Raw genomic sequence first — 13,305 nt, 5'->3', positions numbered from 1 at the left:
CGGTCCGACCCGACCGAAGAATTTGCGTGAAACTGCGCGTGAAAGCGGGTATCAGCTCGCGAAACCGCAGGTCGACCGTACTTTGTGCAGTTCTTCACAACCAGTCCCACTGACGCCCGGGGCCGCCCGGTTTACGCTGAGCGGAATCCCAGGTTCCCACGAAGGCGACGCGCTACGTGTTCGCCCCGACTCGTGCATCCCATAGTTCGGTCAGCGTCGACCACAAGGAGATGTGTCATGGTTGCTCCGGCTGTCGTGCGGGGTATCGATCAGGCCCCGACATCCCACGCCAAACTGCTCACCTGGGTCCGGGAGGTCGCCGAGCTCACCACGCCCGACCGGGTGGTCTGGGTGGACGGCTCGGACGACGAGTGGCGTCGCCTCACCGACGAGCTCGTCGCGGCCGGCACGCTGATCAGGCTCAACCCGGAGAAGAAACCGAACTCGTTCTACGCCCGCACCGATCCCGGTGACGTCGCCCGGGTCGAGGAGCGCACCTACATCTGCTCGGTCGACGAGGCCGACGCCGGCCCCACCAACAACTGGATGGCCCCGGCGGAGATGAAACGTACGATGACCGACCTCTACCGCGGTTGCATGCGCGGCCGGACCATGTACGTCATCCCGTTCTGCATGGGTCCGGTCGAGTCGGATCGCCCGATGTTCGGGGTGGAGATCACCGACAGCCCGTACGTGGTCGCTTCGATGCGGATCATGACCCGGATGGGCGCGAAGGTCCTCGAAGCGATGGGGGACGACGCGGACTTCGTGCACGCGCTGCACTCGATCGGCGCGCCGCTGGCCCCGGGCGAGCAGGACGTGCCGTGGCCGTGCAACGAGACGAAGTACATCTCGCACTTCCCGGAGACCCGGGAGATCTGGTCGTACGGGTCCGGCTACGGCGGCAACTCGCTGCTCGGCAAGAAGTGCTACTCGCTGCGGATCGCCAGCGTGATGGGCCGGGACGAGGGCTGGCTCGCCGAGCACATGCTGATCCTCAAGATCACCTCGCCGGAGGGGAAGGTCTACCACGTCGTCGGGGCGTTCCCGTCCGCCTGCGGCAAGACCAACCTGGCCATGCTGGAGCCGACGATCCCGGGCTGGAAGGTCGAGACCATCGGCGACGACATCGCCTGGATGCGGTTCGGCCCGGACGGCCGCCTCTACGCGGTCAACCCCGAGTACGGCCTGTTCGGCGTCGCGCCGGGCACCGACTGGAAGACCAACGCCAACGCGATGCGCACCCTGGACCGGGGAAACTCGATCTTCACCAACGTCGCGCTCACCGACGACGGCGACATCTGGTGGGAGGGCATGGGCGACCCGCCGGCCCACCTGACCGACTGGAAGGGCGCCGACTGGACGCCGGAGAGCGAGCAGCTCTCCTCCCACGCGAACAGCCGGTTCTGCACCCCGATCACCCAGTGCCCGATCCTGGCCGAGGACTACTACGACCCCGACGGCGTGCCGATCGACGCGATCCTCTTCGGCGGCCGGCGCAAGGACACCGTCCCGCTGGTGACCGAGGCGCGTGACTGGACGCACGGCGTCTACCTGGGGGCGACGCTCTCCTCGGAGACCACCGCCGCGGCCTCCGGCGCGGTCGGCGTGGTGCGCCGTGACCCGATGGCGATGCTGCCGTTCATCGGCTACCACGCCGGCGACTACTTCCGGCACTGGATCGAGATGGGCAAGGGCGCCGACGGCGACGCCGCGAAGCTGCCGAGCGTCTACTACGTCAACTGGTTCCGCAAGGACGCCGAGGGCAACTTCCTGTGGCCGGGCTTCGGCGAGAACGCCCGCGTCCTCAAGTGGATCGTCGAGCGGATCGAGGGCCGCGCCGAGGCCGTCGAGACCCCGATCGGCATGGTCCCCGCCCAGGACGCCCTGGACGTCGACGGTCTCGACATGACCCCGGAGGACGTCCGGATCGCGCTCAAGGTGGACCCGGAGGAGTGGCGCGCGGAGCTGCCGCTGATCAACGAGTGGTTCGAGAAGTTCGGCGACAAGCTGCCCGGCGTGCTCTGGGCCGAGCTGGACGCCCTGCGGGCCCGCCTCGACGCCCGCTAGGCGTCAGGAAGGGCAACCCCCTGCGCCTCGGGCAGGTGTGCCGGGAGGCCGGTGGGGGCATCATCAGCAGTCATGACGAGGACGGCCGCCGCGACCGAGGTCCGGCGGCCGTCCTCCGTCCGGGCGCTGACCACCCTGCTGTACGTGACCGCCGTGGCCACCGTCGCCGTCGACGTGCTCAACTGGTGGTACGCCCCGGAGCAGGGCTTCGGCCTGGCCGTGCGCACCGGCTGGGCGCTGCTGCGCGCGTTCGGCCTGGTGCTGCTGGTGGGCCACGTCCGGAAGGGGCGGACGGTGGCCCGCCCGTTCGGGCTGATCCTGGTGGTGACGACGGTGTTCGCGGTGGGCCGGCTGATCGTGCCCCGGCAGGGCGTGCCGCCGTGGCCGGGGATCGCCGGCTTCGCCGTCCTCACCGCGCTCTGCGTGGCCGTGCTCTGGCTGCTCTACCGTTCCCCGGCGGTCGCCGGTCACCTGACCCGGCACCGGGGCCGGCTGGTCATCGACCGGCAGGGCATCTCCTGGCGGGAGACCCCGCCGCGCCGCCCGGCGGTCGCCGGCTGGCTGCTCACCACCCGGGTCGCCGCGTTCACGTACAGCCCGTTGATGCTGGTGCCGGCGCTGGTGGCCGGCGGCGCCGTGCTGGACGGCCGGCTCGGCGCGGTGCCGGCGGTGCTGTTCTGGTTCGGGTTCGCCCTGGCCACCAGCTACGCGGTGCTGTTCTGCACCTTCTTCCTGCTGCGCGGCCGACGCTGGGCGGGCCGCCTGCTGGTGGCGGTCACCGTGGTCGTGCTCGCCGTCGACCTGCCGCTGTGCTGGTGGCTGCTCGGCGTGGACGGACTGGTCCGCGACGGCGCGCCGCTGGTGGCCGCCGCCGGCCTGGCCCTCTACGGTCTGTGGCGGGGCGGCCACGCGAGGGCGGGCGCCGACGGCCACGGGCCGGCCGGCGCGACCGCCGGCCCGGGAGGTGGGGGCGGATGACCGGGACGTACGACGTGGCCGTCGTCGGGGCCGGGCCGGCCGGGGCCGCCGCCGCGTTGGCCGCCTGCCGGGCCGGCGCCCGGGTGCTGCTGCTGGACCGGGCCGACTTCCCCCGGGACAAGGCGTGCGGGGACGGCATCGCCGCGCACGCGCTGGACGTGCTGGCCGGGCTGGGCGTCCCCGACGCCGTCGACGGGTACCCTCCACTGCCCGCGTTGCGCATGGTCAGCCCGGGTGGCGAGACGGTGGCCAGGGCGCTGCCCCGGCCCGCGTACACGGTGCCCCGGCGGGTCTTCGACGCGCGACTGGTGGCGGCGGCGGTGGCGGCCGGCGCGGAGCTGCGCCGGCACACCGTACGGCGGGTGGTGGAGCACGCCGACGGGGTGCTGGTCGACGACACGTACGCCGCGCGGGCGCTGGTCGGCGCGGACGGGGCCGGGTCGGTGCTCCGGCGCGTCCTCGGGCACCCGGTCAACCCGCAGCGGCATCTCGCGTTGGCCATCCGGGGGTACGCGCCGGCCCGGCCCGGTCCGCCGGAGCAGCTCATCGTCACCTCCGGGCCGCGCTGGCCCGCGTACGCGTGGTCGTTTCCGATCGGTGACGGCCGGGCGAACGTCGGGTACGGGGAGGTGCTGCGCGGCGAGCCGTTGAGTCGGGCGCACCTGCTCGACCGGTTGGCCGCGCTGCTGCCCGGCACCGACCCGGCCGACCTGCGGGCCCACCACCTGCCGCTGTCCACGCACCGCCCGAGCCCGGGGCGGGGCCGGATCACGCTGGCCGGCGACGCGCTGTCGCTGATCAACCCGTTCACCGGGGAGGGGATCTTCTACGCGTTGCTCTCCGGGGCGCTGGCCGGCGCGGCGGCGGCGGGCTCACCGGAGCGGGCCGCCCACCGGTACGCGGCGGGTCTGCGTCGCCGGCTCGGCGGCCACCTGCGGCACAGCTCGGCGGCGGCCTGGCTGGCCCGGCGACGTCGGGTGGTGGACGCGGCCGTCCGGGCGGCCCGCCGCGACGACCGGGTCTACCACTCGGTGGTGGAGCTGGGGCTGGGTGACGGCCGGCTGGACGCCCGCACGCTGGCGATGATCGGGCAGGGACTGGTCCGGCGGTTCTGAGGTGGCGGATGCCTGTTTCCGGCGTGGGTCGCTACGCTGCAGGGTGATGACTCTGCGGAACCTGCTCTACTCGGTGTACGAGCGCCGCCTCACGGCGAGCCTCGCGGGAAAGCCGGTGCCCCGGCACGTGGGCGTGATGTGCGACGGCAACCGTCGCTGGGCTCGGGAAATGGGCTACGTCGATCCGAACGACGGCCACCGGGTCGGCGCCGCCAAGATCAAGGACGTGCTGGGCTGGTGCGACCAGGCCGGCATCGGGCACGTCACCCTCTACCTGCTCGCCACCGACAACCTCCGTCGTCCGGCCCGGGAGCTCGACCCGCTGCTGCAGATCATCGAGGACCTGGTGACCGAGCTGGCCGAGGCGGGCAACCCGTGGCGGCTGCGCATGGTCGGCGCGCTCGACCTGCTGCCGGCGCAGACCGCGACCGCGCTCAAGGCCGCCGAGGAACGCACCCGGGACCGCGCCGGCGGGGCCCAGGTCAACATCGCGGTCGGGTACGGCGGCCGCCGCGAGATCACCGACGCGGTCCGCTCGTTGCTGCTGGAGTACGCGTCCTCCGGCGGCACCCTGGAGGAGTTGGCCGAGGTGCTCGACGTCGAACACATCGCCGAGCACCTCTACACCCGGGGCCAACCGGACCCGGATCTGGTCATCCGTACCAGCGGGGAGCAGCGGCTCTCCGGGTTCATGCTCTGGCAGTCGGCGCACTCGGAGTTCTACTTCTGCGAGCTGAACTGGCCCGAGTTCCGCCGCGTCGACTTCCTGCGCGCCCTGCGCTCGTACGCCAACCGGCAGCGCCGCTACGGCGTCTGAGCCACCCGCGGCCCCGGCGGACCTGTCGGGGTTCCGGCCTGCCCGGCGGCGGCCCTGGTGGGCTCGGCAGCCGTCGGGCGGCGGGGCAGGCGGGCTCAGCGCAGCCGCCGGGCGGCGGCCCTGGTGGGCTCAGCGCAGCCGGGCGGCGGCGTCGGTGAGGAAGTCGCCCAGGGCGGCGGGGGAGTCGATGGTGAGGTCGGCGGCGGAGGCGACCTCCTGGCCGGTCTCCGGGTTGGCCACCGCGACGCAGACGCCGACGAAGTCCGGGTCGGCGGCGGCCCGGGCGCGCAGCGCCGCGAACGCCTTGATGTCGGAGACGTCGTCGCCGAAGTACCAGGCGCCGCCGGCCGAGCGGATCGCCTCGTCGATCACCATGCCCTTGTCCCGGTCGACCGGGGGCTTGATCTCCAGCACCATCCGGCCGACCTGCACCCGCAGCCCGAGCCGGTCGGCCTGGGCCCGGCCCCAGCTCTCGACCGCCTCGGCGAGGTGGGGCGCGGTGCGGTAGTGCAGGGCGACGGAGAGCCGTTTGTACTCCACCAGGGTGCCGGGGGGCAGCTCGGCGCGGGCCAGGTCGGCCAGCTCGACCATGGTGGGCACCCAGGGCAGGGCGGCCGGCTCGGTGACGGTCTCGCCGCCGGAGTGGCTGTGCTCCAGCCCGTAGAGGCCGTAGAGATCGATGCCGGCGAGACCGTCGAAGTGCTCCCGGAGGAACTCGACCGGACGGGCGGAGACGATCGCGACCCGTTGGACGACGGGGGCGATCGCCGCCAGCGCGGCCAGCACCCGGGGAGCGGGCTGGACGGCGGTCGGATCGTCGTCGACGGGCGCGAGCGTGCCGTCGAAGTCGAAGAAGAGGACGTACTCGCCCGCCCGCGCGGCGGTGGCCGCCCAGGCTTCGGCGGCGTCGAGGGGGGTCTTCGGCGGCTGGTTGCCCAGATTCAACGACGGCACGCGCGTCAGCGTACCCCCCGGACGGCCGCTCATTCCTGGTCGAGTGACGCGGTCTTGAGCGGGTTGACAGGGGGGTCGCGATCGTCGAGGGTGGCCGGTCAGCGTTCGGCGGCTCCCCGTCCGCGCCGTCCGAACGGCACCACGGCCGCCTCCCGACCGCCGTTGAGCAGGTAACCCTCCACGAATCCGGCGTTGCGGTCACCGGTGTGCGACTCGATCTCGTCGAGGCGGCTCACCAGGAACTCGGTGAGCGCGGTGAGCCGGTCGCTGAGCCGGTCGTACAGGTCGGCGAGCACGGCCAGCACGACCGCGGTGCCGGCCGCGGTCAGCGCGAAGAGGTTGACGACCAGGGGAAGCTGCCCGCCGTCGATCACGCCGACCACCACGTTGCCGGTCACCGACAGTGTCACCGACACCGTCGCCACCAGGACTGCCAACCACTTCAGGGTCACGAACAGACCCTCCTTCTGTCCCGCGGGGCCGGGTTCGGCCTTGTCCCGTCCCCTGCCGACGACGAGCCCAGGCAGTACAGGGGGGACGCTAGCGGGTGGATTCCGGGCCCGACGCGGGACGCTCGGTAGCGGATCGGCGATCTTTCGCCATCTGAGGAACTAGCCGGCCCGTCTGTCGTGGTTGGGAAAAAATGTCGGGATCGGCGGGCGATATGCCAGATATCGGATGGTTTCTCGGATGTGGAACTTCTCCACGTCGGAGACGTCGGGGTCGACCAGGCGGCGGAGCAGCGCCGCGACGTCCGGGTCCATCGGCGGGGTGTCCGGGCCGGGGCGGGCGGGCGCGGCGCGCTCCCAGCCGAGGGCGGCGAAGGCGGGCGCCGGGTCGAGGCCCAGCCCCGCGCAGAAGGCCACCACCCGCTCGGCCGCCGGGTCGCTGGCCCAGTCGCCCCGTACCCAGCGGTTGATGGTCTGTCGGGAGACGCCGGTACGGCGGGAGACCTCGCTGCCGCTCCAGGCCCGGGCCGCCCGCGCGTCGTCGAGCGCCCGACGCACGAAGGCGGCGAAGGCGATCTTGCGGGCGTGGGCGTGGTCGGTCACCTCAAGACGGTACGACCGGTCGCGTCGTACCGTGTCGTGAGCCACGCTCCTGTCACGTGTATGTGACAAAACCTTCGCGTCGCCATTCTGGGGAAGGTGAAGATTTACCTGTTCAAGACAGATGAATCCATGGAGTCGAGGATCGCCTTCCGGCGGGAGAAAACTGCTACTGTCACGCTCATGGGACAACTTGCGGTGTGTCGTGGGTGGTCGACGACCCGAAACCGGGTCGAGCGGGACGCCCGGCGTGCCCATCCCGGCCACCCGCAGCGGCGCGCCCGGGGAGCCGCCGGATGAGCCCCTTCTTCGCGGTGTTCCTGGTGCTGCTGCTCGGCTCGACCAGCTACGCGGCCGGGCGGCTGCACGGGCAGCTCAGCTACCGGATCGGGTACCGGTTCGGCTACCGCCAGGGCTACTTCGACGGTGACCGGGGCGCCTGGAACCGGCGGCGACGGGAGGCCCAGGTCGCCCTCGCCTCGGCGCTGGCCGTGCCACCCGGCTGGTCCGCCGGCCCGTCGGCCTCCACCTGGTCCGGCGGCTCGTCCGGCGTCGACGGCTCGTCCGGGGCCGGTTGGTCGGGTGCCGGGCGGTCGGGCGGGTCGTCGGGCGCCGGCTGGTCCGGGGTCGCGCCGGGGGGCGGCGGAGCCGTGATCGCCCGTACCGGCACCACCTACACCGGCTCGGCGTTCGCGCCGGCCGGAGCTGTCACCGGTCGGCAGGCCCGCCTGCCGACCGGTGGACGTCCGCCGACGCCGGCGCGCGACGCCGGCCAGCCCGCAGTGGCCGTCGACCAGAGCCAGCCGACCGTGACCGTCGCCGGACGGTACCCGACCGGGACGCTGGCCGGACGGCACGGCTGAGCCGGACCGCGAGGTCGCTCGGCGGACCTGGCGCGCCTGTCGTGGCGCGCCACCGGCCCGCGTCGGACAGCTCGACGCGGGTCTCGCCGGCCGGGGTGCGCGCAGGGGGCCGCATCCCGGCCGGCCTTCCCCGTCCACCTGCGTGTTCGCCGGCTGCTCGATTGAGATCCATCTTCGCCTCTAGCCGGAACCGGCGGGGCGGCGCTAGCGTCTAGGCATGGCACGGGGTCGTCCCGGGCCAGCCGGCCAGCCCGGATCTGCGACCTCGCGCACGGGGCCCGCATCCGACCCCGTGTCCCCGGGCACCGGAGGAGGCGGAACGCGGGTGGCGGGTGCCCATCCGTCGGAGCAGGCCTGTGACGACTCGTCGTACCCCCGCCGGTGGCGATCAGACCCCGGCCGCGACCAGCACCACCCGCCGGACGACCCGCAGCCGCCGTACGGCGGCCGGTGGCGTCGAGCCCGGGGAGCCCCGACCAGAGGTCTTCGTCCTGGACACCTCGGTCCTGCTCTCCGACCCGGCGGCGTTCCACCGGTTCGCCGAGCACGAGGTGGTGATCCCCCTCGTGGTGATCTCCGAGTTGGAGGGCAAGCGGCACCATCCGGAGCTGGGCTGGTTCGCCCGGCAGTCGTTGCGCATGCTCGACGAGCTGCGGATCGCCCACGGTCGGCTGGACACTCCGGTGCCCGCCAACGACCAGGGCGGGGCCATGCGGGTCGAGCTGAACCACACCGACGACACGGTGCTCCCGCCCGGTTTCCGCACCGAGTCGAACGACGCCCGGATCCTCTCCGTGGCGCTCAACCTGGCCGCCGAGGGACGGCAGGTCACCCTGGTCAGCAAGGACATGCCGCTGCGGGTCAAGGCCGGCTCGGTGGGGTTGCGCGCCGACGACTACCGGCACGGTCAGGCCAGCGACCCGACCTGGACCGGCATGGCCGAGCTGGACCTGGCCGAGGAGCAGATCGGGCAGCTCTACGCCGGGGAGACGCTCGACCTGGACGCCGCGGCCGGGCTGCCCTGCCACACCGGGCTGGTGCTGCACTCCGGCAACGGGTCGGCGCTGGGCCGGGTGCTGCCGGACAAGACCGTCCGGCTGGTCCGTGGGGACCGGGAGGCGTTCGGGCTGCGGGGCCGTTCCGCGGAGCAGCGGGTCGCCCTGGACCTGCTCCTCGACGAGTCGGTGGGGATCGTCTCGCTGGGCGGTCGGGCCGGCACCGGCAAGTCGGCGCTGGCGCTGTGCGCGGGGCTGGAGGCGGTGATGGAGCGCCGCCGGCACCGGAAGGTGGTGGTGTTCCGGCCGCTGTACGCGGTGGGCGGCCAGGAGTTGGGCTACCTGCCCGGCTCGGAGTCGGAGAAGATGTCGCCCTGGGCGCAGGCCGTCTTCGACACCCTCGGCGCGGTGGTGCACGAGAACGTGCTGGACGAGATCACCTCGCGGGGCCTGCTGGAGGTGCTGCCGTTGACCCACATCCGGGGGCGCAGTCTGCACGACGCGTTCGTGATCGTCGACGAGGCGCAGTCCCTGGAGCGGGGCGTGCTGCTGACCGTCCTGTCCCGGATCGGGCAGGGCTCCCGGGTGGTGCTCACCCACGACGTGGCCCAGCGGGACAACCTCCGGGTGGGGCGGCACGACGGGGTGACCGCGGTGATCGAGACCCTCAAGGGGCATCCGCTGTTCGCGCACGTGACGCTGAGCCGTTCGGAGCGGTCGCCGATCGCCGCGATGGTGACCGACCTGTTGGAGGACATTCCGGGCTGACCGTCGCTTTTGGGGGCCTGCGTCACACTTCTCATAGTGGCGCAGGTCACATTCGGTGTGTGTGGTTTCCCATCCGTCCCACCGTGCGCGATGGTGTCCCTCGAGCGCCCGCGCATCAGAAGGATCGTTGGTGATCACTGGTCACCCGGGTCGGGTCACCGGCCCGTCGGGCCGGCCACGGCCGGTTCCGGGTCGGGTCGCTCACGGCGCGGGTCCGTCCGGTGCTGACCGGTCCGGCCGTGTCGTGTCCTTGACCCCGACGAAGGGACCACTTCGTGAGTCGGCTGTGGAGCCGGTTGGGCGCCCGTACGGCCGCCGTCGCGTTGCTCGCCGTAGGCGTGGCCGGCGGTTTCTACCTGGGCGAAGACCGGGAAACCCGACAGGGCGCGACCGAGCAGGTCGGCCAGGTCGAGATCGAGCAGTCGCAGTACGCGCAGACCGAGCACGTCATGGAGTCGGCGCGTTACCAGACCGAACTACGGGCCGCCCAGCGCGCCGAGGCCGAGCTGGCCGCCCGCCGGGCCGCCGCCGAGCGCGCGGCCCGCAAGAAGCGCGCGGAGGAGGCGAAGGCCAAGGCGGAAGCCGAGGCCAAGGCCGAGGCCGAGAAGAAGGCGGCCGAGGAGGCCCGGAAGGCCGGGGCCAGCAAGCCGTACGACGGCCCCATCCCGGCCTCCTGCAACGAGTACAGCGGCAACCGGAAGATCGGCTGCGCGATGCTGCTCGACACCGGGTTCGGCATCGACCAGATGCCGTGCCTGGACAAGCTCTGGAAGAAGGAGAGCGGCTGGAACCACAAGGCCCGCAACTCCTCCTCCGGGGCGTACGGCATCCCGCAGGCGCTGCCGGGCAGCAAGATGGGCTCGGCGGGGTCCGACTGGGAGACCAACCCGGCCACCCAGATCGAGTGGGGCCTCGGCTACATCAAGGGCCGGTACGGCACGCCGTGCCAGGCCTGGGCGCACTCGCAGGACGTCGGCTGGTACTGACCGACGGAGTCGACCGACGGGGGTGTCGTGGATCACCACGGCGCCCCCGTCGTCGTTTCCCGGGCGGTCAGCGGCGCTGCGACGGGCCCGGCCAGGTGGCGGTACGCGCCCGGAGCTGATAGCTGTTTGTGGGTGACATACGACCGCGGCCGGGTGGGCGGTGACCCGAACCGGTTCGGCACCGAGGCGTTCTACGCCTCACTGGGCCGGGCCTTCGTCGCCATGTGCGCCGTGGTGCCGGTGCTCTTCCTGATCGAGGCGCTGGACGTCTGGCTGGGCGCCGGGTTCGACCCGGCCGCCGGCATCATCCCGAAGCGCATCGAGGGGCTGGACGGCGTCTTCTTCTCGCCCTTCCTGCACCACGGGTTCGACCACCTCTACAGCAACAGCATCCCGCTGATCCTGCTCGGCACGTTCGTGCTCGCGGCCGGGGTCCGCCGGTTCCTCTGGTCCACGCTGGTGATCATCCTGGTGAGCGGGCTGGGGGTCTGGTTCACCGGCTCGGCCAACTCGGTGGTGGTCGGCGCCAGTGGCGTGATCTTCGGCTATCTCGGCCTGCTGCTCACCCGGGGCATCGTGGAACGCACCTGGTGGAACTTCGCGGTGGTGCTCCTGGTCGGCCTCCTGTACGGCTGGCAGCTCGTCGGCATCCTCCCCACCGACGAGCGGATCTCCTGGCAGGGGCACCTGTTCGGGCTGCTCGGGGGCGTGCTGGCCGCGGTCTTCTTCCGGCGTCGCCGGACCGAGCCCGACCCGGACTGGGACTCCCCGCTCACCACGCCCTGACCTGGATCGTCGTGGGACGTGCTTGCCGATCGCGGCCGGGACCCCTACCGTCAGGAATCAGCGTGTGTTGATCCTTGAGCGGAAAGTGACGGTACCCGGATGCGCGAGGTCGATGTCGCCATTATCGGAGCCGGTCCGACCGGCCTCTTCGCCGCCTACTACGCCGGCTTCCGCGGGCTCTCGGTGGCGGTGGTCGACGCGCTGCCCGAGCCGGGCGGCCAGATCGCCGCGATGTACCCGGAGAAGTTGATCCACGACGTCGCCGGGTTCCCCGCGATCAAGGGGCGGGACCTGGTGGCGAACCTCGTCGAGCAGGCCGCCTCCGCCACTCCCGACTTCCTGCTCGGGGTCCGCGCGGAACGCCTGGAGTACGTCGACGGCAAGCCGCTGCTGCACCTCGCCGACGGCGAGCGGCTGCACTGCGGCGCGGTGCTGGTCACCGGTGGGCTGGGCAGCTTCACCCCGCGTCCGTTGCCCGCCGCGGCGGCCTTCGCCGGCGCGGGGCTCGCCTACTTCGTCCCGCAGCCGACCGAGCTGATCGGCCGGGACGTGCTGATCGTCGGGGGCGGTGACTCCGCCTTCGACTGGGCGGCGGCGCTCGCCCCGCTGGCCAGCTCGGTGACGCTGGTGCACCGCCGGGACCGGTTCCGGGCGCACGCCGCGACCGTGGCCAAGGTCCGTGAGCTGCCGGTCCGGATCGTGGTCAACGCCGAGGTGACGAAGCTGCACGGCGACGCCGTGGTGACAGGCGCCGACATCGCGGTACGCGGCGGAGCGGCGGAGACCGTGCCGGTGGACGCGGTGATCGCGGCGCTCGGCTTCACCGCCGACCTGGGCCCGCTGGCCGAGTGGGGGCTGACCCTCGACAAACGGCACATCGTGGTGGACAGCGCGATGGCCACCAACCTGCCCCGGGTCTTCGCCGCCGGGGACATCACCGAGTACCCGGGGAAGGTCCGGTTGATCGCCACCGGCTTCGGTGAGGCGGCCACCGCGGTGAACAACGCCGCCGTGGCGATCGACCCGGCCGCGCACCTGTTCCCCGGCCACTCCTCCGACGGCACCTGACCGGCGGCGCCCCTGACCGGCACCTGACCGGCGGCGGGTCAGGGCAGGCCCACCAGGTCCGCCATCAGGCCGATCTGGTGGGCGAAGTAGGCGTCCCGGTGCGGTAGGGCGTTGTCGATCCGGCCGAACAGCTCGAAACTGATCAGCCCGAAGAGCTGGGTCCACCCGGCCATGGCCCGGGCCGTCAGGGCGGGCGGCAGGTCCACGCCCAGGATGGCGGTGATCTCGGCGAGATCCGTCGCCACCGGCACGGCCACGTCGTCGGTCGGCACGGTGATCAGGCCGTCGGCGACCCCGTCGAGGACGATGCCGATCAGGGCGACCGGTGGCCGCTGGGCCGGCCCCACGGTGTCGGCCGGGGCGGCGTAACCGGGCACCGGGCTGCCGTAGAGCAGCGCGTACTCGGCGGGGTGCGCCAGGGCCCAGGCGCGGGCGGCCCGGCAGCAGGCGATCCAGCGTTGGCGCAACTCTGCGCGGTCCTGTTCGGCGTCGGCCGCCTCCACCGCCGCGCCGAGGGCGTCGTACGCCTCGATGATCAGCGTGGTGAGCAGGTCGTCCCGGCTGGGGAAGTAGCGGTAGAGGGCCGAGGAGACCAGGCCCATCTCCCGGGCCACCGCCCGGAGGGAGAGGTTCGCGCCGTCGGTGGCGAGGTGCCGGCGGGCGACGGCTTTGATCTCGTCGAGCATCTCGGCGCGGACCCGGGCGCGGATCGAGGGTGCGGACACGTCTCCCACTCTGCCACACCGAGAGCAGCCATCAAAATGGAGAGCACTGCTCTTGACGGGAAGTGTCGCCCGTGGTCATGCTTGTGGTGTCGAGAGCGCCGCTCTCTAAACGCATCACTGCTCTGAAAGGT

The 13,305-nt window shown here is 72.5% G+C and carries 12 protein-coding genes and 1 pseudogene; 9 read left to right on the top strand and 4 right to left on the bottom strand.

Annotated elements, in window-relative coordinates:
* Window positions 1-237: 237 nt before the first annotated feature.
* The 4 genes from O7606_RS14385 (at window position 238) to O7606_RS14370 (ending at window position 4,980) form a co-directional block, all read left to right on the top strand.
* Complete coding sequence (locus tag O7606_RS14385) at window positions 238-2,070, top strand: phosphoenolpyruvate carboxykinase (GTP) (protein ID WP_281594534.1); 1,833 nt, start codon at window positions 238-240, stop codon at window positions 2,068-2,070.
* A 72-nt stretch (window positions 2,071-2,142) separates the two neighbouring features.
* Window positions 2,143-3,048, top strand: a complete 906-nt coding sequence (locus O7606_RS14380; RefSeq protein WP_281594533.1) for a hypothetical protein — start codon at window positions 2,143-2,145, stop codon at window positions 3,046-3,048.
* Window positions 3,045-4,163: a geranylgeranyl reductase family protein gene (locus O7606_RS14375; RefSeq protein ID WP_281594532.1), complete on the top strand. Its 1,119-nt coding sequence runs from the start codon at window positions 3,045-3,047 to the stop codon at window positions 4,161-4,163. Before O7606_RS14380 ends, O7606_RS14375 begins: the two co-directional genes overlap by 4 nt.
* Before the next feature lie 46 nt (window positions 4,164-4,209).
* A complete protein-coding gene (locus O7606_RS14370) occupies window positions 4,210-4,980 on the top strand; it encodes an isoprenyl transferase (RefSeq protein ID WP_281594531.1) in 771 nt (256 codons plus the stop codon).
* Between the two features lie 129 nt (window positions 4,981-5,109).
* Here the strand turns inward: O7606_RS14370 and otsB are convergent, their stop codons facing one another.
* The 3 genes from otsB to O7606_RS14355 form a co-directional block, all read right to left on the bottom strand.
* The gene (gene otsB / locus O7606_RS14365) at window positions 5,110-5,934 is read right to left on the bottom strand and encodes a trehalose-phosphatase (protein ID WP_281594530.1); all 825 of its coding nucleotides are present in this window, start codon (window positions 5,932-5,934) and stop codon (window positions 5,110-5,112) included.
* A gap of 98 nt (window positions 5,935-6,032) precedes the next feature.
* On the bottom strand, window positions 6,033-6,386 hold the full coding sequence (locus tag O7606_RS14360) for a hypothetical protein (RefSeq protein ID WP_281594529.1): 354 nt from the start codon (window positions 6,384-6,386) through the stop codon (window positions 6,033-6,035).
* Between the two features lie 159 nt (window positions 6,387-6,545).
* Window positions 6,546-6,986, bottom strand: coding sequence for a helix-turn-helix domain-containing protein (locus O7606_RS14355; RefSeq protein WP_281594528.1), 441 nt, complete (start codon window positions 6,984-6,986; stop codon window positions 6,546-6,548).
* Window positions 6,987-7,279: 293 nt separating this feature from the next.
* Here O7606_RS14355 and O7606_RS14350 point away from each other — a divergent pair.
* The 5 genes and pseudogenes from O7606_RS14350 to O7606_RS14330 all read left to right on the top strand — a co-directional run.
* Window positions 7,280-7,483, top strand: a pseudogene (locus tag O7606_RS14350) (hypothetical protein); the annotation flags it as partial.
* A gap of 719 nt (window positions 7,484-8,202) precedes the next feature.
* Window positions 8,203-9,609, top strand: a complete 1,407-nt coding sequence (locus O7606_RS14345) for a PhoH family protein (protein WP_281594527.1) — start codon at window positions 8,203-8,205, stop codon at window positions 9,607-9,609.
* A 275-nt stretch (window positions 9,610-9,884) separates the two neighbouring features.
* Entirely contained in the window at window positions 9,885-10,595 is a 711-nt protein-coding gene (locus O7606_RS14340; protein ID WP_281594526.1) for a lytic transglycosylase domain-containing protein, read from the top strand.
* A gap of 132 nt (window positions 10,596-10,727) precedes the next feature.
* A complete protein-coding gene (locus O7606_RS14335; RefSeq protein WP_281594525.1) occupies window positions 10,728-11,381 on the top strand; it encodes a rhomboid family intramembrane serine protease in 654 nt (217 codons plus the stop codon).
* A gap of 99 nt (window positions 11,382-11,480) precedes the next feature.
* The gene (locus O7606_RS14330) at window positions 11,481-12,449 is read left to right on the top strand and encodes an NAD(P)/FAD-dependent oxidoreductase (protein WP_281594524.1); all 969 of its coding nucleotides are present in this window, start codon (window positions 11,481-11,483) and stop codon (window positions 12,447-12,449) included.
* Between the two features lie 38 nt (window positions 12,450-12,487).
* On the opposite strand, the gene O7606_RS14325 is transcribed toward O7606_RS14330, so the two are convergent.
* Window positions 12,488-13,174 carry a TetR/AcrR family transcriptional regulator gene (locus tag O7606_RS14325; RefSeq protein ID WP_281594523.1) on the bottom strand — a complete coding sequence of 229 codons (687 nt, stop codon included), beginning with the start codon at window positions 13,172-13,174 and terminating at the stop codon, window positions 12,488-12,490.
* Window positions 13,175-13,305: the final 131 nt, after the last annotated feature.

The sequence above is a fragment of the Micromonospora sp. WMMD882 genome, assembly GCF_027497255.1.
Lineage (GTDB): Bacteria > Actinomycetota > Actinomycetes > Mycobacteriales > Micromonosporaceae > Micromonospora.
The sequence above is the reverse complement of the archived record's forward strand: the minus strand, read 5'-3'. Positions and strand labels throughout refer to the sequence as shown.